This window comes from Paenibacillus sp. TCA20, assembly GCF_000732325.1.
Taxonomy (GTDB): Bacteria; Bacillota; Bacilli; order Paenibacillales; family Paenibacillaceae; genus Paenibacillus; species Paenibacillus urinalis.
In genome coordinates, this window is record NZ_BBIW01000004.1 from 197,238 (window position 1) to 215,289 (window position 18,052).

Here is an 18,052-nt window from a genome sequence, read left to right on the forward strand (position 1 = left end):
ATGAAAGATCCGGTCGGGTACCGGGTCTTTTTTGTTTTTCCATTAATAGTACTCAGAAGGATTATTTTACCTTAAAATGGATTTTAATATACAATGGAAGCAGCTGCTATTCCGCATTCTTAAAATAGAGGAAGTGACCTATGAGATCAGACATGGACTTATACCTACAGATGGAGGATTCCGAATTGTCGATTGCCGCATGCCAGGGTGATATTGAAGCGTATGAGGAGTTAGTTCAGCGTCATGGCAAGGAGCTCTATGCATGGTCTTATATATACAGCAGAGAAGAACAGGATAGGAGACGTTTACTCATAGAATCAATCTCGAAGAGCTGGTGTCAGCGTAATAAACTTAAGGATGAGGCTCAGCTTGCAAAGCTCCTGTTTCGAACGATGTATATTACTGCAAGAAAGCAATATAGAGCTACGGCTTGGAATAAGATATCTTACTCTCCATCAACGGTGCAAGACGAGACCACATCTCAAATGACAAGGGATACCGACCGTTTGCTGTCACAAAAAATGAATAGTCTGCCGTTTGAAGAACGTACGATGTTACAAGCTTCATACATATTAGGCAAAACGCCTGCCGAGTTCGGAGAGTTTACGGGAATAGGAGAGATGAGGGCTGCCGCCAGTTTACAGCAAGCCAAGCAGATGATGAAAGAATCATCGCCATCTCTTAATACTTTTTTCGAGAAGGATCGCATGACTGTTTATGCACACGAGCATGAAAATTTGGAAGACGCACTTCAACAAGGTTTAACCGATGCCAGGGCTGGCAGATTCTCCAAGCGGCTAAGGAGAACATGGGGTGCAGCAGGCGTTGTGGTGATCGGTATCGCCATAATACTGGTAGTTGGTCTGAATTCCTGGGGAGGTAAGGGGATTCACGACCCCCTTAATAGGGCAGGAACCCGAGTCGTACCGGATGACAGCTACTGGCTGAGCACCGTAAGCTCGGATCGCGTTGCAGAGAGAAGGCTGCAGGAAGGGGATGCTCAATATTTGGGCTATGTGGCTGAACAGGACGGATTGAAGCTGATTATTGATGGAATGATGGCACAAGGCGATTCAACTCTGATCTGGTATACCTTAACTGCGAAGAATGGGCAAGTAATGCCGGATAAGCTAAGTGGCTATATGTATGGAAGCGATAGCTTTAATTTGAGCGATACGTTGCGAACTCGATCGGGAAATGAAATTGTGCAGACAAAGAACTCCTCTACAATACAAGGGATGATGATATTCGATAGCCTGCATGATATCGTTCATCAGACAGTCCCGGAGGAATGGGTTGTCATTTTTAATGCGGCAGATGCGGAACGTCCGGAGTCAGTAATCTCACTAAGCCTTACGGTTCCATCCGTGCCATCACAGGCGCATGAGCTTATCACGGTCAACCAGGAATTTGAGCTGAATCATCGTTCTTTTATGATCAAGCAGGCTGAACTTACCAAAAATTATACCAAGATTGTGATTGAACCAGAATCAAGGCACGAGGAGGATGCGGCACTGCTACGCAGCTTAAGGCTGAGGCTTGGTTCTAATGATCAGAGTTACTTTGGCCTGAACGGGCAGTCAATGAACTACGAGACTGACGAAGAAGGGCGAACGACACTGATATATCCTCCGGTGTATTATCTTGATTACAGTGGACTGTCACTGGTGAAGGATGTTGGACTTGTAACCATAACCGAAGAGTTTAAAGTAGATCTGGATGAGGGGAAATTAGTTGGTTATCCAGATCATTTCAATGGAGATTTTAAAATGAAGCGTTCAGGTGATGGTTCTGAGATGAAGCTGTACTTTAAGGATGCGGGATACATCAACGAAGAGGTTTTGTCCTCTTTAGAGGGTGTACCAAATGGACAGCTGGTATTTGACTTTTATGATGCGGAGGGCAATTATTATGCTTCCAGCGGAACAGGTTATGAGGGAGAATGGCGCACGTACTACATTCAGGATGGGGATTATCCTCAGCCGATTACGATTCCTGTAGTTTACGAAAAATTAGACGAGGAGACATTAAATATTCCTCTCTTATGAATCAATTTCATAAAACATTAAAATTGATTCTATTAAACAATAATTGAAAAGAGTTGGGGCTATGAGAACTTATACTGACCTTAATGATTCCGAATTGTCGATTACCGCATGCCAGGGTGATGTTGAAGCGTATGAGGAGGTAGTTCGGCGTCATGGCAAAAAGATATACATACTCGCATACATCACATCGCGGGATAACACGGCAGCACAGCAGTTAATGACCCGTTCCATATCAAAGACCTGGCATCATAGAAGTAAAATAAAGGCTAAAGATAAAATGCTGAACCTCCTGCTTAAGGAGATATGGGGATCTGCAGTGAGCAGTAATTTAAACGGTGCTGACAGAGCTGGCAAACCCGATAGACCGGATATAGCTGTAACCGACGTACAAGAGATTCTGCAGAATACTCCAGGTCAAATGCTGAACCATCGTGCTCTCGTGGTAGAAGAAGCATTGTCTCGTATGGGAGCCGAGGAGAGGACTGTATTCCTGCTCAGTTACGCCGCAAGGTTAGATATTCAAGAAATGATATCGTATGGATTTACTTCAGAGTCACAGGTTGAGCGAAAACGAAGTGAGGCTCTTCAGAGAATCAACATACATGCAGAGAAGCAGAAGGAGACGATCAGCGAAGCATTCTTGAAGCAGCATTTTAGGAAGGACCATGAAGCTCTGCTGTCCATATCTGAGATCGAGCTGGAGAGAGGGGTTCAGCAAGGTCTGGATGAGGCCAAGACTGGCAAAATGGCAAAGCGCAGCATAAGCAACAGGTTGATCTGGAGCGTGGCAGCAGGGCTTGTGGGCTTGTTTCTTCTTGGCAGTATATATCAAGCAGCTCCAGAGAAGCCCCAAGAAATGGAGACCTTCGATCAGAGCTACTGGGAAAGGACGCTTAAGGAAGATCCCATATCGCAGCAAAGGCTGGCTGAAGGAGATTTCGTCAAGATAGGAAAAGTGCTGCCTGAGCAGAATGGTCTTCGCCTGTATGTGGACGGTGCGATGCAGACGAGTGACGGACTGATGCTGTGGTACAGGCTCGAGAATACGGAGGGTGCAGCAGCTCCAATCCCAGATCGAGTCATTCTTTGGAGTGACGTGTATCGAGAGGTTGGTTCTGAATTCGACCGGGACAACATGCGAATGTGGGGAGACGGAAATCGAACATTTGGGAAAATTCTGTTGTCTAAACACCAGATGTCCAGCGGCACTTCTTTGTCCAGTGAGCATACCATTGTATTTCCTGCCAATGTGCAGGAGGACGATACCGATACATATCGATGGGCTTCCTTCGAAGTGCCTGTTCCTGATTTCGAGGAAAAGCCTGTTAAGCATATTGAGATAAACCAAACCTTCGAGATTCAAGACCGCAGCATTCATATTGATGAACTGCGCCTGACGACCGATGCGACAATTGTTCAGTTGGGGGCAGATTCTTCAACTATCATAACTATGGATCAATTAAACTTACCCCTTCTATCAGTGATAGAAAAGAGCTTGATGAGTATGACGGGTGAAGGGAAGGACTGGATTGAAGGATTCGGGAATGAAACCGAATGGTATTTTGATTCGATGTATTATGATGATTATTCTGAGATCAGACTCAGCTTTCATAGTATAAGTGGAATGGGGGAGCAGGCTAATCCGGTTATCGAGGTAAACACAGACACCGGCGAGATTGTAGAAGCACCGGAAGTGTACGATGGAGAAATTGAGATTACGGATGTTGCCAGTGATGCTTTCTTCTACATTTTCTTTCCTTCGTCAGAGGAGTCGAGCTATACACTCGACTATCAATATTCGGATGCGGAGGGTGTGTCCTACTTTGCACAAGGCATCGATCAAGTGGGCGGAAGACTGGCGTATAAAGTGACTGATTATGACTATGCGCAGCCTTTGACCTTTCAGATCGAGAAGTTAGTGTCCGGCGATGAGAATGCTTATATAGACAACGGTGATGCCATTAACTTAACCTTGGTAAAAAAATAAGGGCAGACCCCCAGACTGTGATCGGATGAGGAAAAAGAGGTGATACGGTGCAAAGTTTTGATAAGATGAACGATCGGGATTTAGAGAAAATGGCGTTTAGTGGGGGTTTCGATGCTTATGAGCACCTGTTGAAGCGTCATGCGGCAAGTCTGTTTGTCACAGCCTATGCGATATCCCGAAGCAGGAGCACCGCGGATGCACTTGTATCGGCCACGGTGTCCATCACCTGGCATCAGGTCAAAGCAGGGAAGCGGCGAGAGGATCTCGTGACTGCCTTGTTTCGTAACATGCTGCTCTATGCTAAGCGGTTAAGAAGAGCAGATGGAGCTGATGCTGCAATAGAACCATCCACGGCAGTGGGTGAATCTGATGAGCTTACACCTAGCTCTAATAAGCTGGGTGACCCGGCTGTAGCGGGTGAGCATGTTCAAGTGATGCGCAGCAACCGAGCCGAATTGATGGAGACACTCATGAGCCAGATGAGCTTTGAACACAGTGTCGTATTCCTGCTGACTTATATTGCAGAACAGCCCATAGCGGAGATAGCAAAATACATATCAAGATCGGAGAAGACAACTTCTAGACGGCTTGATGAGATGCTGAATGCTGTGGCCAAAGAGATGGGGGAAAGCGAAGTCGCAGCGGTCACGTCTTTTATCCGCAAGCACTTTTCCAAGGAAAAAGAATACTTGAGCTCGGTAGAGGTGAGTAATGATGCAGAGGCAGCAGTACAGAAGGGACTACTCCAGGCTGGGCAGGGTGTTCTCCCGAGGCACAGGAACAAGAAGGTATGGGCTTGGACGCTTGGTGTATCGCTTGGTGTAGTTGTCCTTGCTATCCTTGTGCTTAATCCTTTCCGCGAGAAGGAGATTCACGCGTCTCTTAATTTTTCCGGCACAAGAGTCGTCCCGGATGAGAGCTTAATCAATACTACTGCGAGCAGCGATGGGTATCTCAGATCACGGGTTGCGGATGGGGATTACGAGAAGCTCGGTTATGCAATGAAATTAGATGATGGATCCCGGCTGATCATTGACGGAGCGATTGATTATGGAAGAGAAACATTATTAATGTATACGCTGGAAAAGAAAGAGCCCGAGGTCTCTGCTTCGATCGTGGACGGATCTATTCTGGAGCGATCGACTTTGCTGCTGTTAGGTTATTTGCAGAATCAGATGGTTCTTGAAGAGACAGAGCAGGCTGAGAAAGGTTTTGTTACGTTTGTTCGAACCAATCCCACGGTTTCTTCGGAAGGTGCCTTGCTCCAATTCGAAGTTGAGGTTCAGGGGGATGAGACGCATACCGTCATGTTAGAAACAGACTATCCTCATGAGGTCGAGCAGCCGGCCAAAGAGATCGCGATGGATGAGAGCTTCACAATTGAAGGCCAGACCTACCATATTAACGGCATGACGATCAGCTCGGACTACACGCGGGTGAAGATGAGGCCTGATATTCTCAATGAGAGAGGGATAGAGAGTCTGAAGAATGTTCGTCTGGACCGGGTAAGAGAGAATTCGAGATCCGGAAGCAGAGTAGTGGAGATTGCAGGGGATGATCTGATCTTTCCATCCATCTATTATGAGGATTCATATGAAGAACTCCAACTTACCTTAGTTGAGGAGCTGTTCAGCTTGGAGACTCCTTTTGTTATTGATCTAAATAATCCTGCGCTTGTCCAGTATCCAGCGGGGATGGAGCCTGAATCCTACGGGGTCACCTATGCTGGGCATACAGATGGTCCATATCATACGATCTACTTTCCTGCTTGGGAAGGAATTCAATATGAGATTTCGGATTATTATACGGATGCGGCAGGTCAGGTGTATCCAGCGATAGATAACATATTTGAAGTGGATAAAGTCAGAATGAACATTCCAGACCTAGAGTATGAACAGCCGCTTACTTTTTACTTCTCAATACTCGACCAGGATCAACGGAGTGCGGACAATAACCTAGCGAATTATGATCCGCTGGAAGGTCGTATTTCAGTTCCCCTCATTATAAATCCACAGAATTAGTCGCTATGAAGCTACCGCGATTAGACACTGGATCTTTCAACTAATTCAAAAGGAATGACGGTCTTGGAACTAGGCGCATTGTCCTTCACTTCCACATTCCTGCTGTTATAGAACGTGCGAAAGGCTTCTCTTCCGATCTCCTGAAGATGCTGGTCAATGGACGTGAGACCAAGTGCCTCGGAGATCGGGAGATTGTCGAAGCCGATAATGGCAAGATCCTGGGGAATGCGAAGCCCGAGGGCTTGAGCTCTCAGGATGACTCCGGCTGCCGCTTCATCGCCAGTAACGAGCAGAGCGGTGGGGCGTTCCTTCATCTTCATGAGGGTATCAATGACACGGATACCGTCTTTAATCTCTGTGCAATCGGTGAAGATCCATTCCGGATGCAAGACTTCTCCCTGCTCATGAAGCAGGGTCTTATAAGCAAGATACCTGGCTTGGCTGCTTGCACTGTCAGGCCGCCCCACACAATAACCGATGGCCCTATGACCGTGCTGAATCAGGTACTGTATTCCCTTTAGAAAGGCTTCATAATGATCGGTATAGACAGCCGCAATTTGCTCATTCTCTGTATACTCACAAGTAACGATGGGACCATACTTGGCGTAAGCAGCAATAGCTTCAAGCTCAAGTGCACGGGAGCAGAAGATGAGACCGTCAATCTGCTTGGTAGATAGCAGCTGAAGTGCTTTAAGCTCTTCTTGTGTCTCGTACCGAGATTGGTATAGCAGCGTTCCATAGCCGGACTTGGCAGCTTCATCCATAATGCCTGACAATATCGTTTGAAAATAGGGATGGCTGTTCGGGACGATGACCCCGACACGATCGGTTTGACCCTTAATCAAATGCACCGCGCTTGAATTCGGCTTATATCCTTCCTTCTCCATAATGTGCTGTACTTTCTGGCGAGTTGCTTCATTGACGTATGGATGATTGTTCAGCACGCGGGACACGGTAGTTACAGATACACCGGCCAGCTTGGCAATGGATTTAATATTGGCCATCTATATGTTTCACCTCCTGATCTAACGATATTATACCCTTGGATACGGTTTATCGCGAAATCCACAAACACAAAAGCCCCTCGAAAGGGGCTTAATAGAAGCAAAGTTATTGTAGTACATTCAGTTCCAGTTCGAGGTAAACCCAGAATATCCTGTTGACTGTAAAATTAGATGTTTTCTCCGTTCGTCTTAATAACATCCTGGTACCAGAAGTAGCTGTCTTTCTTGATACGGCGAAGATCCTTGCCGCCCTCCTCATCCTGGTTGACGTAGACGAAGCCATATCTCTTCTGATAGCCGTTCAGCCAGCTGAGCAGATCCGTGAAGGACCAGCTGCAATAGCCAATCAGCTCCACCCCGTCAGCAATCGCCTGCTTGCACTGATGAAGATGGGACTTAAGGTAGGCGATCCGGTATTCATCATGAACCTGGTCTCCGGACTCCAGCTTGTCGAACTCGCCAAGACCGTTCTCCGTAATAAAGATGGGGAGATCATAGCGGCTCGTAATCCTGCGCATACCGATACGAAGACCGATGGGATCGATATTCCAGTCCCAGTTCGATTTTTCAATATGAGGATTGTTCGCTGTCTTATATAGACCTGGAATTCCGGTTGATTCATTGCTGCCCTTCTTGCCGGTATTGTTCATTTTGCCTGAAGAAACTCCGCCATGCAGCGGATTATGCTCGTACGTAATGGTCTGATAATAATTGACACCGACAAAATCAGGCATCCCCAGCTTCAGCAGCTCCTGATCTCCTTCCTCAAACACAGGAGCGAGTCCCTGCTGTTTCAAGTGGCGGTAAGGAATGCTGGGATATTCACCCCGGCAATAGACATCAAGCCACCAATAGCTTGTGAACTCCTCTGCATTCTCATATGCCAGCATGTCTTCTGGTGAACTCGAAGCCGGATAGGAAGGAGTATACGCAAAGCTGGGTCCGATCTTGCCGTCCGGTACATGCTTGCGGAAGGAGGTGATGGCCTGCGCATTCGCAAGGAACATGATGTGGTTGGCTTCATAGAAGCGTTTGCGATCCTTGACCGCGGGTGGATGCATGCCAAGCATGTACGCATGATTGGTATTATGATTCTGTTCATTGAGAGACACCCAGTATTTGACCCGGTCTCCGAATCTTTTGTACAAGGTGATGCAGTACTGGTTGAAATCTTCGATAATTTCCCGTGATTCCCAGCCGCCGTAACGGTCTTGAAGTGCCTGCGGCACATCCCAATGATATAGGGTCAGCACGGGTTCAATGCTGTGGGCGACCAGCTCATCAATCAGGCTGTCGTAGAATGCGAGTCCGGCTTCGTTGACTTCACCTGTGCCATGCGGATAAATTCTTGGCCAGCTGACCGAGAATCGGTACGATTTAAGACCCATCTCAGCCATGAGCTGTACGTCTTCCTTGTATCTGTGATAGTGATCTACAGCGATATCCCCGCTCGTATCCTTGTAGGTGGTGCCTGGAATTTTGGTATATAGATCCCATACGGAAGGTCCCTTGCCGTCTTCATTCCAAGCGCCTTCAATCTGATAGGCAGCAGAAGCAGAGCCCCAGAGAAAGTCCGCCGGGAAGGAAGGTGATTTTTCATGTATCATATTTTATGTCCTCCTTGCAAGTTATGTCTATGATTACAGCTGACCATAGCTTTTACATAAGCATCTTAAGTTATGAAATGCATTTCAGAGCAATAGTCTATTCGTGAAATTTTTGTAAACCGCCTTGTTTTTGAAGGGATGGAAGTCATTTGTGGTTAATAGATTAATATCAATTCCAGTAGTCTATCCAGTGATGATATGAATATAAGGAGCGATCGATGATGAACCCACAAGCGAAGAAATCAGACGAGGTTTGTTTCTATACGGGGACTTATTCTGCGGCAGCAGACCCTGGCATTTATTTGGTGGCCGTGAACAAGGATAGTGGAGAGATGCGAATTGTGAACCAGGCATCGGGAATCGAGCGTCCCTCCTTCCTTGCGCTGCATCCGAATGGTGAAGTATTGTATGCGGTGAGCGAGACAGGTGAAGGGGAACTGTTTACTTATAAAATAGATCCGTCGACGAGTGAGCTGCAGCTTCTGGACCGTAAACCGACCGAAGGTGCTGACCCTTGCTATGTTTCGGTAGATCAGAGCGGCAGCTATGTGCTTGTAGCTAACTACTCAAGTGGAAGTGTCAATGTATATAAGCTGGATGAATCCTCCATTCCTGTGGAGATGTCTGCGAAGATTGAGCATGTAGGCAAGGGCTTCCGTGAAGATCGGCAGGAGGGACCGCATGCACATTCCATCGTACCGGATCCGGCAGGTGAGTATGCTATCGTGTGTGATCTTGGGCTGGATCAGATCATTGTGTACCGTATGCAGGAGGGTAAGCTGTCAACCCATTATGAGCTGAAGCTGCCTGCCGGTTCAGGTCCGAGACATTTGGTGATCCATCCCAATGAGAAATTTGCTTATGTCGTTAATGAGCTGAACAATACGGTTACGGCACTAACCTTCAACAAGAATCGTGGAGAATTCCAGATCACGCATCATATCTCAACACGGGATGAAACGGAACAGTCAGAAAATACAGGTGCGGATATACGCATATCCTCCTGCGGTCGTTTCCTCTATGTATCCAACCGTGGTGATGATTCAATCGCGCTGTTTCATATTAATGAGGAGAGCGGTGAGCTTACCGCAGTAGAGTGTACAGGTACAGAAGGCAAGACGCCAAGAAACTTCAATCTGCTGGAGGGCGGCTTGCTGATCGCGGCCAATCAGGACAGTGACAACCTTATTTCCTTCAAAATAGACAGTGAAAACGGGCGACTTACGCCAACTGGGTACGAGCTTGAAATCCCTGCTCCTGTTTGCATTGAACCCTGTAAGAAGGGGTAACATTTATTGGTTGAATCAATTTCATAACTCATTAAAGGGATGATGAAATTGATTCCCTATATAAATATGAAATGCCATGAATTATATGGTCCTTGTGAGGCATGATCCAGATCTGGATTATGCCTTTTTTGCTGTTTTCATAATTAATCTGCATAGTACAAAGTCATAAACAATATATTGTATGGGGATTTATGCTATTTTTGGGGGTGGACAGCGCAAGATGCCTTTTATATTAAGGTTTAATACAACAATGAACGGAGCTATGACTTTTACAGGCAATACACTGGGGCTAAACAAGGTAACCAATCAGAATAATCAGGGAAATACAGGCTCAATTGGAGCATTCAGCACGTTGAATACTTCGGTCCGGGTCGGTAATTTCCCGCTGGGAACAACGCTGGATTATACCCAGAATGCATCAACTGCTATTTTGGATTTGCCTAGCGGTTCGACGGTTCTGTATGCCGAATTGATCTGGGCAGCCAGCTACAATACGGGGGGGAATAACGTCATTGGGCAGATCGGCAACCCTGTGTTATTCACTACACCGGCAGGAACCTTCTCCGTTGCTCCTGATCCGGCGACAGCGCGGAATACCGCACCGACAGCGAATGATTATGTCAATTCGGCAAATGTAACGGCTCTTGTCCAGCAAGGGGGAGCCGGTACTTATATAACGGGGGCGGTGCCAGGGACGGTCACAGCATCGAATAACAATGATAACTTCGCCGGATGGACGCTGGCTGTCGTGTATGAGAATCCGTTCCTCCCGTCAAGGAACATGAGCGTGTTTGTCGGTGCAGAGGTCGTGAACCAGGCGCTTGGTGCGGCGACCGCTACGATTACCGGGTTCGCTACACCTGTTACTGGTGTCGTGAGCGGAAGGCTGATGGTCAGCGCAGGAGAGGGTGATCCTCAGCTGCTAGGTGATCAGCTGAGGTTTGGACCAACAACAGCAACGCTTGTAGCCATATCAGGTCCGAACAATCCGGTCAGTAATTTTTTTGGTTCGCAGATCAACAACAATCTGGGGCTCTTGGATACAAGGGGAACGTTTGGCAGTCTAAATAGTACGCCAGGTAATGCGGTCATTGGTGCCAGACAAGGGTGGGATATAACCAATGTTGACGTATCCTCCAGACTTGTCAATTCGCAGACTTCTGCTGTCATTCAGGCCACATCCCAGGGGGATGCTTATCTTGTAAATGGTCTCGGACTTCAAGTGGACGTGAATGCGCCATTTTTTGTATTTAATAAGAGCTCCAATGTGAGCAGTGCACTGGTTGGAGATGTGGTTCAGTATACACTCACCGCAGGCAATACAGGTACGGCCTCTGCCAATTTGGTGCTGCTGCAGGATACATTTTCTGCTTCCGGCGTATTCGTTCCGGGCTCCTTCTCCGTGAATGGTGTAGCACAGCCAGGTGCAGATCCAACGGTTGGGGTCAATCTGGGTACTGTGGCTCCAGGGCAGACGCTGACGATTATCTACTCGGTTCAAATTGTGTCTAGGCCGCCAGGATCAACACAGTCGAATGTAGCAAATCTCACCTACAATTTTCAAAGTCTTCCGGGCGGACCGACTTTCCAAGGGATGTCTCAATCGAACGGAAACAGCATTTCAATCGGCAATCGGCCGCCAACGACACAGAACTATTCCCTTGTCACCAATGAGAATATTCCCGCCGGGGGTCAGGTTACAGGTACGGATCCGGACGGAGATGCGCTGACCTTCTCACTGAATTCGGTGCCGACAAGCGGAACAGCAATCGTCAATCCCGATGGCACGTATCAATACACCCCTAACACAGGCTTCGTTGGGAACGACTCCTTTACCGTATTGGTCAGCGATGGCTTCGGCGGAACAGCAGTTTCAACGATTGCAGTAACGGTGCTTAATCAGCCGCCTATTGCTAATAACCTGGATGTGTCCACGACCAAGAACGTTCCTGCAACAGGTCAAGTCACAGCGACGGATCCAAATGGAGATGTGCTCACGTTCAGTCTGAATTCATTACCGTCAAACGGTACGGTTGTATTCAATCCAGACGGAACCTTCCAGTATAATCCGAACCCTGGCTTTGCGGGCAACGATTCGTTCACCTATCTCGTCACCGATCCGAATGGAGGCACAGCCATTGGAATCGTCACGGTTCACGTTCTCAATCAGCCGCCCGTGGCACAGAACCTAAATCTGATAACGCCAGAGAATCTGTTTATTACAGGTCAGGTGATTGCGACCGATCCGGATGGGGATACAGTGACGTTTACATTAAATGCTCCGCCAGTAAATGGAACGGTAGTGGTGAATGCAGACGGAACGTTCCAGTACAATCCGAATCCTGGATTCATCGGTACAGATACCTTCACGGTGCTGGTCACTGATCCGAGCGGGGGCACTGCCATCTCTACCGTGACGATAGAGGTAATCAATCTGCCGCCGGTAACAAGTAATCTGAGTGTAGCGACAACATTAGGTGTGCCTGCAGGAGGTCAGGTTACAGCAACCGATCCGAACGGGGATCCGCTGACCTTCACACTGCAGTCTGCTCCATCCAATGGTACAGCCGTGGTCAACCCGGATGGTACGTTCACGTACACTCCGAATCCTGGCTTCCTTGGAGTAGATAACTTTAACGTGCTGGTAAGCGACCCGAATGGCGGGACGGCGGTTTCCGTTGTCACCGTTACGGTCACGAATCAGCCGCCAATCGTTCAGAATTTATCGTTGTCTACGTTAGGGAACACACCAGCCGGAGGTCAGGTCATTGCGACCGATCCGGATGGAAATCCACTGACATTCAGCTTGAATTCACTGCCAATGAACGGATCTGTAATTGTGAATCCGGATGGTACGTTCACGTATACGCCGAATCCTGGATTTGCTGGAGTGGATTCCTTCACCGTTCTCGTATCCGATGGCTTTGGCGGCACAGCAATTGGCACGGTAACGGTCAGTGTGCAGAATCTGCCGCCGGTAACCAGCGATGTTTCTCTATCTACACTGCAGAATCTGCCCGCCGGGGGCCAAGTCGTAGCGACCGATCCGAATGGCGATCCGCTGACCTTTTCACAGTTGTCTGCACCAGCTAATGGAACTGTGGTAGTGAATCCGGACGGAACGTTTACCTATACGCCGAATACGGGGTATGTGGGTCCAGACAGCTTCACTGTTCTTGTATCGGATGGGCTCGGCGGCACGGCCATATCCACGGTGTTCATCACGGTGATCGATCAGCCGCCGATCGGGCAGACACAAAATTTCAGCACACTGCAAAATACACCGCTGCCAGGACAGCTGCTTGCAACCGATCCGGATGGCGATGCGCTGACCTTTACGCTCCTGTCTCCTCCGGCGAATGGAACAGCGGTCGTCAATCCTGATGGTACTTTCACGTATACTCCGGCTGCAGGATTTGTGGGTACCGATTCGTTCACAGCCCTGATCAGCGATGGCAAAGGCGGCACCGCTGTCGGTACAGCCATTATCACGGTCATCGATCAGCCGCCGGTTGCACAGGATTTGACACTCACGACAAACGTCAATACACCGGTAGCAGGGCAAATTCCAGCGACCGATCCAGATGGCGATGCGCTGACCTATACCGTATCCGTTCCACCAGCAAACGGGACAGTGGTACTAAATCCGGACGGCAGCTTCACGTATACTCCTAATTTTAATTTTGTAGGGACAGATACATTCTCGGTGCTCGTCAGTGATGGTAAGGGAGGAACTGCGACTTCCACGGTTACGATCGGTGTGCCTGTTGATGCGCCGGTAACTTCAGATGTTACTTTAAATACGACCACGGATGTCCCGGTTGGGGGTCAAGTCATTGCCACCGATCCGCAAGGCCAAACGCTGACCTATGCTGTGCTGGTTCCGCCAGCGAATGGTACGGTGTTGCTGAATCCTGCAGATGGGACGTTTACCTATACACCAAATGCAGGCTTTATCGGGACAGATACCTTCACGGTCCGAGTTACGAATACAAGCGGCGTATTCTCAGATTCACTGGTTACGGTCAACGTCAGCAACGTTCCACCGATTGCAGGCAACCTCACGCTGGATACGTTCCAGAACATTCCGGTTGCAGGCCAGATTCCAGCAAGCGACCCTGACGGCAATCCGCTGAACTACACCTTGTCTGTACCGCCTGCACTGGGTACCGTATTGCTAAACCCGGCGGATGGTACGTTTACGTATACACCCAATGCAGGTGTCGTTGGTGTAGATACGTTCTCTGTGCTTGTCGATGACGGACGGGGTGGGACGGCGACTTCCGTCGTTACGGTGAATATTATTGATCGTCCGCCTGTAACTCAGGATGTAAGTCTAAGTACACCGAACAGCATACCAGTGGCTGGCGCTGTGACCGCCACCGATCCGGACGGGGATCCGCTTACCTTCAGTCTCAATGCTGCCCCGGTCTTTGGAACAGCTGTGGTCAACCCGGACGGTACATTCACCTATACACCCAATGCAGGTTATGTAGGACCAGACAGCTTCACCGTTCTGGTGGATGACGGGAAAGGCGGCACCGCCATCTCTACGGTGAGTATTACAGTGACCAATGCTCCGCCTGTAGCGACAGGGACGAGTGTGACGACGCCGCAGAATACACCAGCCAATGGTGCGGTCACTGCCGTCGATCCAGAAGGTAATCCCCTGACCTTCTCACTGCTCAGTTCACCGGTGAATGGAACAGCGGTTGTTAATGCTGACGGTACATTTAGTTATTTCCCGAATACCGGTTATGTAGGGTCGGACAGCTTCACGGTCCTTGTCAGTGATGGAGTGGGAGGCACGGCTATTGCCTCGGTTGAAGTTACCGTCACAGACAATCCGCCAGTGACATCAGATTTGAGTCTGACAACGAATATTAACACGCCGGTAGCCGGGCAAGTGACAGCGACAGACCCAGATGGCGATCCACTAACCTTCGGCATTCTGTCACTTGCAGCAAATGGTATTGCCGAGGTGAATCCGGATGGAACGTTTATCTATACGCCGAACACGGGTTACAGCGGCCCTGACAGCTTCACCGTGCTGGTGAGCGATGGGAAGGGCGGAACGGCAGTATCCACCGTCACGGTCCAAGTCGTCAATCGTCCGCCGGTTGTATCCAATACAACATACGGTACGGTACAGTCAGTACCGGTCTCAGGTATAGTCACGGCAAGTGACCCGGATGGCGATCCGCTGAGCTATGTGATAGATACACCTCCAGCGAGTGGAACGGTATTGCTCAATCCAGATGGTACCTTCACTTACACACCCATTCCGACCTTCTTCGGTACCGATTTCTTCACTGTAGCGGTCAGTGACGGGCGGGGTGGAATCACCTTTGGCGTAATCACGATTGATGTAGCTATTAATCCACCGGTTGTGCAGGATCTGAGCATAAGTACAGGAGGTAATACACCTGTATCTTCGCAGGTAGTGGTAACAGATCCGAACGGATTACCGATAACGGTGACGCTGCTCTCACCGCCTCTCAGTGGAACGGTAGTGGTGAATCCAGATGGAACGTTCACTTATACGCCGGATCCCGGGTTTATCGGTACCGATAGCTTCACGGTTCAGGTGGTGAATTCAGCAGGCGGATCGGGTGTGGGGACCGTGACGGTGACCGTGTCCAATGTGCCTCCGACCGCAGATGGTGCAAGCTTGACAACAATCCAGAATACGTCTGTGTCAGGAGCGGTGACAGCTAGTGATCCGGACGGTAATCCACTAACGTTCACCTTGAATTCGACACCTTCAAGCGGAACGGTGATCTTGAATGCGGATGGTTCATTTACGTACACACCAAACACCGGCTTTGTCGGTGCAGATTCCTTCACCGTTCTGGTCAGTGACGGACTCGGAGGTACGGCGATTGCGCTGGTGACGATTACCGTCACAGGTCGTCCGCCGATTACGCAGGATCAATCCATTGAAACGGGACCAAATACAAGTGTAGACGGACAGATTATTGCGTCAGATCCGGATGGAGATCCGCTGACTTATGTCATTGGATCTCTCCCGACGAATGGCACCGTCGTACTGAATGCCGACGGCAGCTTCATCTATACCCCGAATACCGGCTTTGTAGGTACCGATTCATTTACGGTATGGGTACTGGATGGAACAGGAGGGTCTGCCGTATCCACAGTCAGTATTACGATACCGAACCTGCCGCCCATTGTATCTGACTTTGCAACAAGCACACTTGTCGGCACACCTGTAACGTCACAGATTCCAGCCGTGGATCCGGAGGGTAATCCGCTCACTTATGCGCTAGGAACGGCGCCATTGAGCGGTACGGTCGTAGTCAATCCAGATGGGACGTTTACGTATACTCCGGATGTCGCCTTTATCGGAACAGATACCTTCACAGTAGTTGTAACTGACCCATTTGGAGCTTCAACCACCGGAAGGGTGACGATTACCGTGTTCTCTGCTCCACCGGTGGCACCTGATATTTTCTTGACCACCCCGATTAATACGCCGGTAAGCGGAGTAGTGATTGCATCCGATCCGCAAGCAAGCACCTTGATCTACACTCAATATGTACCTCTGCCGAGCAACGGTACGGTGGTGGTCAATCCGGACGGTACGTTTACGTATACACCAAACCCGGGCTTTACGGGGGTTGATACCTTCCCGATCATAGTATCTGATTTGTTTGGGGAGAACGCGATTTCTCGAGTGACCATCGTGGTAGGTGAGGATGTACCGATTGCCACTCCGGTGAATGTGGGGACTGCAGCAGGGCAGCCGGTTACCGGGTTTATACCGGCAGAGGATCCCGCCGGGTTGCCGCTGATCTTCACACTCGGGAATCCGCCGATGAACGGGACGGCTGTCGTGAGCCCGGATGGTACGTTTACGTATACACCGAATCCTGGTTTTACCGGTACAGATACGTTTAGTGTGATCGTGACGAACAGTGCAGGAATATCGGCGGTTGCACCGGTTACGGTCATTGTAGGCGGCGACTCGCCAGTTGCATCTCCGGTAAATGTAAGAACGACAGAGGGTCAGCCGGTTAGTGGTACAGTCATCGCGAACGATCCGAATGGACTCGCGCTGACGTTCTCGCTGGGCATTCCTCCATCAAATGGCACGGTGGTCGTCAATCCAGACGGTACGTTTACGTACACGCCTGATCCGGGCTTTGTCGGAACCGATACCTTTACTGTCATCGTGACCAACAGTGCAGGACTGTTTACAGTGGCTTTTGCTATGGTAACGGTGCTTCAGGAAAGTCCTCCTTTTACAGCGGGACCGATTACGACTGATATCGGCATAGGAACAAATCAGGGGCAGCCGGTCACCGGACAGATTCTGGCCAGCAGCCCGGCAGGGCTTGCATTAGCATATATCGTCCTGCAATCGCCAGCTAATGGATCACTGGAGCTGAACCCGGATGGAAGCTTTATTTATACACCGAATCCAGGCTTTAGTGGTACAGATACTTTCTCAATTACGGTAACAGACAGCCAGGGCCGGTCAGCCGTATCCACCGTTACCGTCGTTGTATATCCTCCGGCAAATACGGGAGGAGAGACGACCATTCGAGTTCAACTGACAACACCTCAAGGCAGGCCGGTAAGCGGAGCGGCAGATGGCGGACCGGGGGCCGTATACCAGGTGTATAGCCAGCCTGCGAATGGAAATCTAAGACTTCGTCCAGACGGCACGTTTACGTATACGCCAAATCCAGGCTTTATCGGCAGCGATACGTTTACCATCCGATATACCGATGCCAGAGGAGCAGTTTATCTATATGTAGTGACCGTGAATGTAGTGGCGTTATCCAACACGGTGTTGATTGATCTAAGAACAGAGGAGAATACTTCTGTATCCGGCGATCTGAACGCTTTTGGACGATTGACAACAGCACAGCTCGTGGATCCGCCGAATAACGGAAGAGTTACACTAAATGCCAATGGAACCTTCACTTATATACCGGATCTCGATTATATCGGGCCTGATCAGATTACGTTCATCGTTACGCTTGCTTCGGGCGAGACCTATACGGTCATCGTCAATATCAGGGTCGTTCCGGGTGGAGATGAATAAGGCAGAATAGTAATAAACAAGGCAC

7 protein-coding genes are annotated in these 18,052 nt (G+C 49.2%); 5 read left to right on the top strand and 2 right to left on the bottom strand.

What is annotated here, in order from left to right; genetic code table 11:
* Positions 1-140 precede the first annotated feature (140 nt).
* The 3 genes from TCA2_RS26130 to TCA2_RS09795 all read left to right on the top strand — a co-directional run bounded on the left by TCA2_RS26130 (position 141) and on the right by TCA2_RS09795 (position 6,056).
* A complete protein-coding gene (locus TCA2_RS26130) occupies positions 141-2,048 on the top strand; it encodes a sigma-70 family RNA polymerase sigma factor (protein ID WP_052511865.1) in 1,908 nt (635 codons plus the stop codon).
* 61 nt (positions 2,049-2,109) lie between these two features.
* Positions 2,110-4,035 carry an RNA polymerase sigma factor gene (locus tag TCA2_RS09790; protein ID WP_047911414.1) on the top strand — a complete coding sequence of 642 codons (1,926 nt, stop codon included), beginning with the start codon at positions 2,110-2,112 and terminating at the stop codon, positions 4,033-4,035.
* A gap of 47 nt (positions 4,036-4,082) precedes the next feature.
* Positions 4,083-6,056, top strand: coding sequence for an RNA polymerase sigma factor (locus TCA2_RS09795; protein ID WP_047911415.1), 1,974 nt, complete (start codon positions 4,083-4,085; stop codon positions 6,054-6,056).
* Between the two features lie 20 nt (positions 6,057-6,076).
* Here TCA2_RS09795 and TCA2_RS09800 read toward each other — a convergent pair whose 3' ends face one another.
* Both TCA2_RS09800 and TCA2_RS09805 read right to left on the bottom strand, forming a co-directional pair.
* On the bottom strand, positions 6,077-7,060 hold the full coding sequence (locus TCA2_RS09800; RefSeq protein ID WP_047911416.1) for a LacI family DNA-binding transcriptional regulator: 984 nt from the start codon (positions 7,058-7,060) through the stop codon (positions 6,077-6,079).
* A gap of 167 nt (positions 7,061-7,227) precedes the next feature.
* Positions 7,228-8,667 (bottom strand): glycoside hydrolase family 1 protein, encoded by a 1,440-nt coding sequence (locus TCA2_RS09805; RefSeq protein WP_047911417.1) that lies wholly within the window; start codon positions 8,665-8,667, stop codon positions 7,228-7,230.
* Between the two features lie 218 nt (positions 8,668-8,885).
* Between TCA2_RS09805 and TCA2_RS09810 the strand changes: the two genes are divergently transcribed.
* Both TCA2_RS09810 and TCA2_RS26900 read left to right on the top strand, forming a co-directional pair.
* Positions 8,886-9,956: a lactonase family protein gene (locus tag TCA2_RS09810; RefSeq protein ID WP_238546337.1), complete on the top strand. Its 1,071-nt coding sequence runs from the start codon at positions 8,886-8,888 to the stop codon at positions 9,954-9,956.
* 220 nt (positions 9,957-10,176) lie between these two features.
* The gene (locus TCA2_RS26900) at positions 10,177-18,027 is read left to right on the top strand and encodes an Ig-like domain-containing protein (protein WP_052511867.1); all 7,851 of its coding nucleotides are present in this window, start codon (positions 10,177-10,179) and stop codon (positions 18,025-18,027) included.
* The last annotated feature ends 25 nt before the right edge of the window (positions 18,028-18,052 follow it).